Here is an 11998-nt window from a genome sequence, read left to right on the forward strand (position 1 = left end):
ATTGGATATATTTTGTTCTTCCCAGAATTCCTCCAAAAGGATTGTAACAAACAGCAGGGCTGAACCCTACCTATGTATAACAGGCTTTGCTCTCCAAAAAAACATGCTACTTCTTGAGGGAGAAAACACATAATCTCCTATAAATTACGCTTCATCCTTTTTCCTGATCCTTAGTATGACAAACATCACCAAAACCGATAATAGAATCATGATCAGATAACTGTAACTGAGGTTACTTTCATCTTTGGCAGGAATCAGGTTTACGATACCATAACTCAAAAAAGAAACAATCACGTAAGTAATCCCTCCTGTTAATCCACCTGCAATGCCCGCATTTTTCGGGAATTTGCTCAGGCAGAAAGTAAAGTAATTATTAAAGGTAAAGCCTGCTCCTACGTGGATTAAAAAGGCAAAGAAAATTAAGGACCAGAGGTTAGAAACAAAATTTAAACTTATAATCATCAGCACAACAAAAGCCACCTGAAACAAAGAATTGATCATTAATCTTTTAAAGAAAGGCCTGTTAATGGTGGCCTTACCGATAAAGCCCCCTACCATCCAGGCGAAACCTAAAAACAGGGAACTATAACCTGCAATAACCGGCGAAAAATTAAAGTGATGTTCAATGATAAACGGACCAGTCATATTGTAAACCATCACCATACAATAGGCTAAACCCAACATTACAATCCCCAATGTAAAGCTCGTTGTTTTAATCATTTCGATATAAATGCCCGTTATCTTTTTCAGTTGAAAATCGGTAAAATGTTTTAAGGTTTCACCACTGAACAATAATTCCAATACAGCAAAAACAAGTGCAAACCCGGCCAAAAAATAGAAATTAGATTCCCAACCAAATGCCGTTTGGAGATAACCGCCAATAAATGGTGCTACAATTGGCCCGGTAGACCAAATAATGGAAAACATGCTGAGATAGTGTTTTAGCTGGTCGCCTTCATAAAGATCGACAAAGTAAGCCCTTTTTGCCACTACGATTGCGCCTACCGTAAGTCCATGAACAATCCGCATCAGATAAATGAGATAAATGTTGTGGGTAGTGGCGATAATGATACTTGCAGCAGCAAAGATTAATAGCGAGTATAAACAGATCTTATACCTGCCAAAACTATCGAGTACACTCCCGATAAAAAGTTGTGCCACCCCATAGCTAATTAAGAAAATACTTAATGTAAGTTGAACCTGAACGCTGCTTACCTGCATTTCGCCAGCCATTGTTGGTAAAGAAGGGATGTAAATATCGGTAGCAAAACCTGATAACGGAATTAAAGCAAAGGCCAGTAAAGTAGCCAAACCCTGGTGACGTTCTTTAATGTATTTTATTTGTGTTGTATCTGCATTCATATTGGTACTATAATCGTTAAAAATATTCAAATCAAACATCTATTTAAGGGCTCTTATATATCTGATTGATTATTGGCAACAAAATTAGGGCTTTCACTTATCCAAAAATTATGCGAATCAAACAAAGGATTATTTAAGCCAAATAATTGCAAATTTTTACTTTAATCTAATAATTACCTTTCTTTTCGATGTCATTATACCATCCAACGAGTAGTGAAATGAAAATTATATCCTGCTTTAAACGTTTTTAACCAAACTTTTTATAAGTTTGAAGAAACAAGCAAATAAAAGATGTTCGAAAAGCTATTCAGAAAGAAATCTATTTCCAAGATATTACAAGATGCGGCAAAAGGCTATGGCGACCATGAAAATACATTACATAAAACACTCGGTGTACGCGATTTAACAGCTTTTGGAATTGCAGCGATTATTGGAGCAGGAATTTTTAGTACGATTGGCAAGGCAAGTGCAGATGGTGGTCCGGCAGTAATCTTTTTATTTATTTTTACGGCAGTAGCCTGTAGTTTTGCGGCCTTTGCTTATGCAGAGTTTGCATCAATGGTGCCCGTTTCCGGTAGTGCTTATACCTATTCTTATGTGGCCTTTGGCGAACTGATTGCCTGGATTATCGGATGGTCGCTCATTATGGAGTATTCCATTGGTAATATTACGGTAGCCATATCCTGGTCTGATTACTTTACGGGACTACTCTCTACCATAAAAATACCTCCCCTGGGCATAGATGGCATCCATGTACCCGATTGGATGACAATGGATTACCTCAGTGCTTATAACGGACATAAACACGCTGAAGCGCTTCTGGCGGCTGGCAAAAACCTGGCAGATTTAGATTCGGCTACAGCTTTAGCCAATAATGCATGGCTTACCGCTCCTAAAATAGGTGGTTTTCACCTCGTTGCAGATATTCCTGCTCTAGGTATTATCATTTTAATTACCTGGTTAATTTACCGCGGTATGAAAGAGAGCCGCAATGCCAGCAACGCCATGGTGGTGGTTAAACTTGCGGTAATTCTTTTGGTATTGGCGGTTGGTATTTTTTACGTAGACACAAAAAACTGGGATCCATTTGCGCCAAACGGAGTTTCTGGAATTTTAAAGGGCGTTTCGGCTGTGTTTTTTGCGTATATCGGTTTCGATGCCATTTCTACAACGGCTGAAGAATGTAAAAACCCGCAACGCGATTTACCCCGTGGAATGATGTGGGCAATTATTATCTGCACCATCCTTTATGTAGCTATTGCATTGGTTTTAACCGGTATTGTTAAATCGAATACCTTAGCTGTTGGCGATCCGTTAGCTTTCGTTTTTGATCAGATTAACTTAAAATTAATGAGCGGTATTATTGCCGTAAGTGCGGTATTTGCTATGGCCAGTGTACTTTTGGTTTTCCAAATGGGACAACCACGTATCTGGATGAGCATGAGCAGAGATGGCTTATTACCAAAATCTTTTTCGAAAATTCACCCAAAATATAAAACACCTTCGTTTGCAACCATTGTAGTAGGCTTTGTGGTGGCTGTACCATCGTTGTTTATGAATCTTACTATTGTTACCGATCTCTGTTCTATCGGGACACTTTTCGCTTTTGTACTGGTTTGCGCAGGGGTTTTAGTATTACAGAACAGGCCCGATGTACAGCGTGGAAAATTCAGGATACCTTATGTAAACAGTAAGTTTATTGTACCTATTGTTTTAATTGCGACTATAATTTTTGCATTCACAAAATATGGCAAAGAAACAAAAGCATTCTTTTTCAATTCGCCTAAAACCATCCAAACCGTAACTTTTGTTACTTCTTTAAGTGGCGATGAACTGAAAATTGTTAAAGAGGAAATTGTTAAGAATGCTGCTCCACAAATTTTATTGGCAGAAAAAGTAGATGCAGAATCTTATCTAAGTGCATTGTCTGCTGATCGTTACGAGCAGTTTATTTCAGCCTCAAAAGTACCTGTGGAAAAGAAATACGAAAGTGGTTGGGGCTTATTTAAGCACAAAATTCCAATGTGGATTTTCTTGATCATCTGCGTAATCATTACCTACTATTGCATCACCAAAAACTTGTCGTTAATTCCAGTTTTAGGGCTGATCAGCTGTTTGTACATGATGTGCGAACTTGGTATTTCAAACTGGATTGGTTTCGGCATCTGGCTGGTAGTAGGGCTTGTGGTTTATTTTGCCTATGGTTACAAGCATAGTAAATTGGCAAATCCGGAGGTTTAAGCTATAGATGAATGATATGACAATTTTTGAGAAAATAGAGAAACATCAGGCAGAGAAAGACTATGTCAAAATTAAAAGAGACGTTGGTAACAAATCTTATGTACTTTCTCATGGTTATATCTTAGATCACTCATTTGATTTTGTTCTCCTTAAAGTGAACGATGATTTTCTATTTAACGGATTTACCATTTTTCCAATATCTTCTATTACCAAAATCAGACACAACGACTATGACCAATTTTTCGATTCCATAATGGAACAGGAGGGCCAGAAAAAGCTGATCGAAATGCCTTACCAAATTAATTTAGAAAGCTGGGAAACCATTTTCAATTCTATAAAAAGTACAAACTTAAACTGTTCGGTAGAAAACGAAAACAATAAGAGATTCTTTTTTAAAATCGGTGAGATTGTAAAAGTGAAGAAAAGAAGTTTAAAAATTTTGAACTTCGATCCCGCAGGTTATCTGGATGATGAGCCGACAAAGATAAAGTATAAGGAAATTTCTGCTATAGACTTTGATGATAACTATACCAATACAATGGCTAAATACTTAAGGACAAAGCTATAAATTGTTACTTAATTACTCATTCTGCGTCACGCTGAAATCTATTTATAGTATCTTCTAATTCTTCTGTCAGTGAGACGCCAACCGATAGCCCTCGAGTGGTAAGATCATGAAACAAATTGAGGGTGACGATCTCGCAAATGTCCTTCTAACATTAAATCTTCTTTCTTTAATAAAAAGAAAATTATATTTATTCTATCGGTCGGTGTCTCACCGACCGAAAAAATTTGATAATAATTGTAATATCTGTATTTTGTATAAAAGTTGTCCCTGCAACTCAAATACGAATAAATTATGCACATTTTCCACAAAAGACAGGGACAAATGGATTATAACTATCCATATTTTTATACCGATACCATCTGTAATTTTGCTCATTTATTAAATGATGATAACTTGAAAATGATCATCATAAATTTACTTAAATTTTTAGTTTATCAAAAGCTTATTGAGGTATATGGTTATGTTATCATGCCCAATCACATCCATTTAATCTGGAATATGCTCAAATTAAATGGAAAGGAATCTCCAGCAGCCAGCTTTACTAAATTCACAGCACACGAATTTAGAAAGTATCTTTTGGTAAATAATCCTATACTTATAAATCAATACCGTTCTCAAAAGAACGACAGGATTTTTCAGTTCTGGAAAAGAGACCCACTGGCGATTCCTTTAAGTAAGGAAAGTATTATAATACAAAAATTAGATTATATCCATGATAATCCAATTAAAGAAAAATGGAATTTATGTACTCATCCTGAAGATTATAACTGGAGTAGTGCAAACTTTTATGAAACAGGGATTGATCAATTCAAGATACTCACGCATTTTAGGGATTAATCATTTCGGTCGGTGAGACACCAACCGATAGGAAAATTATTTATGGATAAAATAAAAATCCCCTTTCTTTAAAAGAAAGAGGATTATATTTATTTCTTCTTTATAAAAGCTAGCACTGTAATCATCACCAGTCCCAATCCAGATGCAATCATGTAATTATTGGCATGGTCGAGATGATATATTTTAGCTATGGGGCCGGCTAAAAACAAGCCAATTCCCATTATCATGATCGCTTTTCTCATCAATTAAACTGGTAACCTGTTTAATTCAATATCATCTGGTGTAACGAAAATCAATGGAACTTTCTCTACATCAACATAACTGCTATCCAAACCAAAACTCCGCTCTTCAGACAAACTTAATTTCTTAAGGATAAAATAGTAATCCATAATCTGTCTCTCGTAGAAACTCAACTTGGTAAATTTAGATAAATGTTTTTCTAAAAGAACAAACCTGAAATCGCCAGCAATTTTATGTTTGTTTAACGAGGTATACTGGCTCGTAATATCGATCTCTCCATTTTTCACTAACTCTTCAACCACTTTACGGTACAATAAATTTACACGTTGTTCAATCCTGAAACCTAACCTAAAGTCGATCCTGATTAACTTGCCCGGAATTAGGAATTCAACTTTATAATCTAAAGTATAGGGCTCATCCATTACATCAACGTGCACCAACCAGTACACATCAGCACGTTTTGGTTCCTTTTGAATAATGGAATAGATAATCTTCGATTCGATCTCAGTTTTAAAGTTAGCACTCGTTAAATAAACCAGCTGAGAGGAGTATTTTGGAACAGATTCATCGCTGCTTAATTCAGTTAAAATCTCATAATAATCTTCAATTTCGACATATTTAACAAAGCGGTTTTTGATTTTTCGGGCCACAAACCAACTCCACATCACTGTAAATAACAAGGAACCGATTAATACCGTTACCCAACCACCATGTAAGAATTTGGTTAAATTACTGATCAAAAATGTACCCTCAATAATAACGTACGTAAAAAAGAATAAGGCTATTAAATATTTCGGGAAACGTTTACTTCTCAAATAAAAACTCACCAAAATAGTGGTCATTAACATGGCTATCGTAATAGATAAACCATAGGCTGCGTCCATTTTCTCTGCTTTTTGGAACAGCAAGACAATGCCACAGCAACCAATCCACAACATCCAGTTAATCGAAGGAACGTATAACTGGCCTTTAGAAACTGATGGGTAAACAATTTTAATTTTAGGCCAAAGGTTTAAGCGCACGGCCTCAGCAATTAAGGTAAAAGAGCCGCTAATTAAAGCCTGACTGGCAATTACTGCTGCCATTGTTGCCAGTATAACCATTGGAATCTGAAACTGATCAGGAACGATCTGGAAAAACGGATTCATCTTTGCCCCAGGAACGTAACTCCCGCTGTTCTGCAAAATCCAAACACCTTGCCCCAAATAGTTTAGAATAAGGGTGAGTTTCACAAAAATCCAACTGATCCTGATGTTATTTCTACCACAGTGCCCCAAGTCAGAATATAAAGCCTCTGCCCCTGTTGTACATAAAAAGACACCACCCAGAATTAAAAATGCTAATTTATTGGTAACCAGTAAATGAATAGCATAGTATGGATTAAATGCCTTTAGGATGCTGAAATCTTTTACAATAAAAGATACGCCTAAAACACCCAAAACAGCAAACCAAACAAACATTACCGGACCAAATAGTTTCCCTACCAAATTGGTTCCGAACTGCTGGATAACAAATAGGATAGTTAAAATGGTTAGTACAATTGGAATAACCGGTACCTCAAACTTATTGGTAAGCCCTTCAATTGCTGATGTTACGGTAATACTGGGCGTGATAATACCATCTGCAAGTAATGCACAGCCACCTACAACAGCTGGAACCACCAGCCACTTAGCCTTTTTGCGCACCAGGGAGAATAAGGAGAAAATACCACCCTCACCCTTATTATCGGCTCTTAGGGTAATAATAACATACTTAATGGTGGTTTGTAAGGTTAATGTCCAAATGATACAGGATAAAACGCCTAGAACATTTGTTGGGTTGATATCTTGCTTGCCCCCTAAAATTGTTGTAAAAATTGCATTTAAGGTATATAGGGGTGATGTACCAATATCACCGAACACAATTCCTAAACTGATTAGAACACCGCCGGCGGTTAACGCGTTGACATTTTTATGATTTGACACTTCGTTGATTATTTTAGTGCGGCAAAAGTAAACTAACTATAACAATTTAACAACCAAATTATTGTGTATTTTCAACACTATGAAAATTAAATTTTATTGTTAAATTGTGTTAAATTATGGGTTTTAAACAAAATGTTTAATTTCTTTGTTTTAAATTAATACATTTGCTATACCAATTTGATGAAACTCTACACTAAGATAACGTTACTCACAAAACTCGCATGCACATTGTGCATCGTTTTGTTGTGCAATGTAAATTCTTGGTCGCAACAAACTGATAGCATTCACATCAGCTTAAAAAACAGAACAAAAAAAACAAGCCGAATTCCTGAAATTAAAGCCAATATTACACCTTACAAGCCGCTTTATATGACTGTAGGTGGTTCTGGAATATTCAATACTTACGGTACAGCCCCTAAAAATGCAACAGTTGTAGCGAAAGATAAATTGTTAAGCATTGTAAAAATATATCCTAATCCAGTAGAAGATCAGTTAAATATTATTTTATCTATAGGAAAAGATGGCACCCAAACTACGATCAAAATCATCGATTTATTGGGAAATGAAGTGGCGACACTTCTAAATGAACGCTTAAATGCAGGTGAACAGACCAAAAGTTTTGTCATTCCGAATAGAATTAACCCAGGCATTTACTTTTTAAGGGTTATTGCTGGTTCTGAAAGCCAGGTAAAACGGATCTCAGTTTTATAACACCATTTTCTTTTCTATTTTTGATTGATGTGGATTTAATTCCCGTCTATTTTATCATATTTTATATTCTTAAAAATGAAAATCATCGCCATTGGCAGAAACTATGCCGAACATGCAAAAGAACTGAACAACCCAGTTCCAACCACACCAGTAATTTTTCTTAAACCTGATACAGCAGTTTTAAAAGATAATAAACCTTTTTACCTACCTGATTTTTCTGATGATATTCACTACGAACTAGAGGTGGTGTTAAAAATTTGTAAAGAAGGAAAACACATTGCCGAAAAATTTGCAGCTAATTATTATGATGAAATTGGATTAGGCATCGACTTTACAGCGCGCGATATACAGAGCAGGCACAAAGAAAAAGGATTACCCTGGGAGCTGGCCAAAGCATTCGACAATTCTGCCCCCATTAGCGTTTTTCTTCCTAAAAGCGATTTTGAAGATCTTTACAATTTAAATTTCGAGTTAAAAATAAACGGCGAAAGCAGGCAGATTGGCCATACTAAAGATCTGTTATTCTCGTTCGAGAAGATAATCAGCTTTGTTTCCCAATATATTACTTTAAAAAAAGGCGATCTAATTTTTACCGGAACACCACAGGGTGTCGGAAAAATAAATAAAGGCGATAAACTGGAAGCCTGGTTAGAAGGAAAGCAACTTTTAAATTTTGATGTAAAGTAACGAATGATTAAAAACCCGATCCACTCCAAGTTAAAATTTTCCATTTCAATTTACCTTTTATTTGCTTCAACCTTTGTTCAGGCACAACAGATTTTCAGCACGAATAAGTACCCGATTACAGATTTCAGGCAGCCTTTAGATATTAGCCCCCCTGCCCTGGCAGGTTCTTTTGGAGAGATCAGAGGCAACCACTTCCATTCTGGAATTGATTTCAGGACCAACCAACGCGAAGGTTATCCTGTTTATGCAGTTGCAGACGGATATATTTCGAGGTTAAGGGTTCAGAACAGTGGTTTTGGGCAGGCATTGTACATCAATCATCCTAATGGTTTTACCACGGTTTACGGCCACTTACAGCGTTTCGCCCCAAAAATTGCCACAATTGTTAAAAATCTCGAATATGAAAAGAAGTCTTTTGAGATTGATGAATTTCCTGATGCCACATTAATTCCAGTACATAAAGGCGAAATTATTGCCTGGTCTGGTAACCGTGGCAGCTCTGGCGGTCCACATTTACATTTCGAAATCAGAGATACCAAAACTGAAGAAACCATAAATCCACAGTTTTTCGGGATCATCATACCCGATAATATCCCCCCTGTTATTCATGGCTTGTATGTATACCGCTTAAATGGCAAAACCTTTAATGAAAATATACCAAAACAGGCCATTAGCATTAGTGGAACAAATGGCAGTTATAAAACTACTGCACCTATTAGCTTAACTGGTGAGGTTGGCTTCGGTATCGTGGTAACTGACAGACATAATGGTTTATCAGGCACCAATGGAGTATATTCCATTCAGTTAGAGGTAGATGGCAAGAAAGTATATACTTCTGCTCTTGAACGTTTTGCCTTCGAAGACAGTAAAGCAATTAATTCGCATATCGATTACCCTGTCTACTTAAATACTAAAAGAAGTATCCAGAAAAGTTTTATTGAGCCTGGCAACCCATTAAAAATTTACAGTGGTTTAGTCAATAGCGGACGGATTAATTTCAACGACGGTGCCACACATCAGCTTCGTTATATCGTTACCGATTCCAAAGGAAATTCAGCTGTATTACCTTTTACAGTAAATGCGGGTTTAGAACCCATAGCAAAAGCAAGCGTTCCTGCAGGGATAATTTATCCGTATAATAAAGTGAATGAATTTAATGCCGATGATATTAAGGTGGTTTTCCCACTCGGGACATTGTATAGTGATTTAAACTTCACTTATAAAAAATTGCCTAAACCGGTTGGTAATGCCTGGTCGGCTGTACATCAGATTCACAATAAGTATACGCCACTGCATGTCGGTTTCGATATCTCAATCAAAGCTGATAATCTGCCGGAGAACCTGAGGAGTAAAGCATTAATTGTAAATTCTAATGGTTCATCTCAAGGCGGTTTTTTCGAGAATGGGTATGTTAAAGCTACTCCAAAAAACTTTGGCAGCTTTTATATTGCCATTGATACCATTGCACCGAGGATAGTACCCGTAAATATCTCGGAAGGGAAAAATATGGCCGGTTTATCTAAAATATTTTTTAAGATCAGCGATAATCTATCCGGAATAAAAAGTTTTAATGGCTATATTGATGGCAAGTGGGCGTTGATGGAATTCGATGCTAAAACGGCAACGCTATGGCACAGTTTCGACGAAAGAACAGCTTCAGGGAAACATACACTTGAACTGGTTGTGGCAGACATGAAAGAAAATACACGGAAATACACGGTAACATTTTTTAAATAGATACAAGATTTTGAGGATTGATGGATTTAAAGATCAAGTCGACATCAAAATCCATGTTTTAAACCAAAAAATGTCATCTTTTAACATATATCGAACACTATAACAGCTTAAACTGTTTAAATTGCACTGCGGTTAACAATAGCGATTAACCGATTTAAACCGTTAACCGATTAACCAATAATTATGGCAGAGTTAAAAGAAGGTGATCAGGCACCAGCAATTACATCAAAAGATCAAAATGGTATTGATGTTTCTTTAAGCGATTATAAAGGCAAAACAGTTGTGCTTTACTTTTATCCGAAAGACGATACTCCTGGCTGTACCGCCGAAGCTTGTGATTTCAGAGATAACTATCAAGGTTTACAGGCCAAGGGCATTGTAGTTTTAGGCGTTAGTGTTGATGATGAAAAATCGCACCAGAAATTTGTAACCAAACATAATTTGCCATTTACCTTACTGGCAGATACCGATCAGAAAATTGTAAATGATTATGGTGTTTGGGCAGAGAAAAACATGTATGGCAAAAAATATATGGGTACAGTTCGCACAACTTTTATTATAGATGGCGATGGAAAAATCATCCATATCATCAAAAAAGTTGACACAAAAAACTCAACACAACAAGTACTCAATTTAATCAATAACTAATTATGATATAGCGGGTAAAATATTACCTTTGTTATATAACAACAACCTCTTATTTTAATGAAACATACAATTAAAGAGCTAGAAGATATTGCCTCTCAAATCAGAAGAGATATCGTAAGAATGGTTCATGGATGTCAGTCTGGCCACCCTGGTGCCTCACTTGGATGCGCAGATTTTTTTACTGCATTATACTTTGAAGTAATGAACTACAAAACCGACTTCACGATGGAAGGCGCTGGCGAAGATTTATTCTTCCTTTCGAACGGACATATTTCTCCTGTTTGGTACAGCACATTGGCTCATGCTGGTTTTTTCGATAAAAGTGAACTGGCAACTTTCCGTAAACTAGATTCCAGATTACAAGGTCACCCAACTACACATGAACATTTGCCTGGTATCCGCATCGCTTCAGGTTCATTAGGCCAAGGCTTATCAGTTGCCATTGGTGCTGCATTAGCTAAAAGGCTAAATGGCGATAAATCTACCATTTTTGCCTTATTGGGTGATGGAGAATTACAGGAAGGACAAAACTGGGAAGCAGCTATGTTCGCCCCATTTAATAAAGTTGATCATTTAATCGCATCGGTTGATTACAACGGACAGCAAATTGATGGTCCCACAAGTAAAGTTCTTGCCCTAGATGATTTACAAGCTAAATTCGAAGCTTTCGGATGGCATGTAATTAATACAGACGGTAATGATATGCAAGCTATAGTGGAAGGTTTACATTATGCTAAAACCTTAACCGGAAAAGGCAAGCCGATTTTGAATTTAATGAGCACGCAGATGGGTGCTGGTGTAGATTATATGATGGGTACGCACAAATGGCATGGTACAGCGCCAAATGATGAGCAATTAGCAGCAGCATTAGCGCAATTACCAGAAACTTTAGGGGACTATTAGCCCTTCTCCCCTAAAAGGGGGAGTAAATAACTTTTAATTTTAACTACAAATAGAGCCCCTTTAGGGCTTTGGGGTATGAAAACCTGCGAAGCAATTTTGA

Annotated in this window: 10 protein-coding genes; 8 read left to right on the forward strand and 2 right to left on the reverse strand. The window is 36.7% G+C overall.

The window, feature by feature from the left end:
• Nucleotides 1-144 precede the first annotated feature (144 nt).
• Nucleotides 145-1362, reverse strand: coding sequence for an MFS transporter (locus H9N25_RS14700; protein ID WP_190329161.1), 1218 nt, complete (start codon nt 1360-1362; stop codon nt 145-147).
• A gap of 291 nt (nt 1363-1653) precedes the next feature.
• On the opposite strand from H9N25_RS14700, the gene H9N25_RS14705 reads away from it, so the two are divergent.
• From H9N25_RS14705 to H9N25_RS14715, 3 genes are all read left to right on the forward strand, one after another.
• Complete coding sequence (locus H9N25_RS14705) at nt 1654-3603, forward strand: amino acid permease (protein WP_190326384.1); 1950 nt, start codon at nt 1654-1656, stop codon at nt 3601-3603.
• Nucleotides 3604-3619: 16 nt separating this feature from the next.
• Nucleotides 3620-4171: a hypothetical protein gene (locus tag H9N25_RS14710; RefSeq protein WP_190326385.1), complete on the forward strand. Its 552-nt coding sequence runs from the start codon at nt 3620-3622 to the stop codon at nt 4169-4171.
• Between the two features lie 291 nt (nt 4172-4462).
• On the forward strand, nt 4463-5008 hold the full coding sequence (locus tag H9N25_RS14715; RefSeq protein WP_190326386.1) for a transposase: 546 nt from the start codon (nt 4463-4465) through the stop codon (nt 5006-5008).
• A 245-nt stretch (nt 5009-5253) separates the two neighbouring features.
• Here H9N25_RS14715 and H9N25_RS14725 read toward each other — a convergent pair whose 3' ends face one another.
• Nucleotides 5254-7212 carry a KUP/HAK/KT family potassium transporter gene (locus tag H9N25_RS14725; RefSeq protein ID WP_167296718.1) on the reverse strand — a complete coding sequence of 653 codons (1959 nt, stop codon included), beginning with the start codon at nt 7210-7212 and terminating at the stop codon, nt 5254-5256.
• A 180-nt stretch (nt 7213-7392) separates the two neighbouring features.
• On the opposite strand from H9N25_RS14725, the gene H9N25_RS14730 reads away from it, so the two are divergent.
• The 5 genes from H9N25_RS14730 to H9N25_RS14750 all read left to right on the forward strand — a co-directional run bounded on the left by H9N25_RS14730 (nt 7393) and on the right by H9N25_RS14750 (nt 11898).
• The gene (locus H9N25_RS14730) at nt 7393-7923 is read left to right on the forward strand and encodes a T9SS type A sorting domain-containing protein (RefSeq protein WP_208399009.1); all 531 of its coding nucleotides are present in this window, start codon (nt 7393-7395) and stop codon (nt 7921-7923) included.
• A 75-nt stretch (nt 7924-7998) separates the two neighbouring features.
• Nucleotides 7999-8610, forward strand: a complete 612-nt coding sequence (locus tag H9N25_RS14735) for a fumarylacetoacetate hydrolase family protein (RefSeq protein WP_167296719.1) — start codon at nt 7999-8001, stop codon at nt 8608-8610.
• Between the two features lie 3 nt (nt 8611-8613).
• The gene (locus tag H9N25_RS14740; RefSeq protein WP_190326388.1) at nt 8614-10347 is read left to right on the forward strand and encodes a M23 family metallopeptidase; all 1734 of its coding nucleotides are present in this window, start codon (nt 8614-8616) and stop codon (nt 10345-10347) included.
• A gap of 183 nt (nt 10348-10530) precedes the next feature.
• Nucleotides 10531-10995: a thioredoxin-dependent thiol peroxidase gene (bcp, locus tag H9N25_RS14745; protein ID WP_167296721.1), complete on the forward strand. Its 465-nt coding sequence runs from the start codon at nt 10531-10533 to the stop codon at nt 10993-10995.
• A gap of 57 nt (nt 10996-11052) precedes the next feature.
• A complete protein-coding gene (locus H9N25_RS14750; RefSeq protein ID WP_167296722.1) occupies nt 11053-11898 on the forward strand; it encodes a transketolase in 846 nt (281 codons plus the stop codon).
• Nucleotides 11899-11998: the final 100 nt, after the last annotated feature.

Source organism: Pedobacter riviphilus (genome assembly GCF_014692875.1).
GTDB classification, from domain to species: Bacteria; Bacteroidota; Bacteroidia; order Sphingobacteriales; family Sphingobacteriaceae; genus Pedobacter; species Pedobacter riviphilus.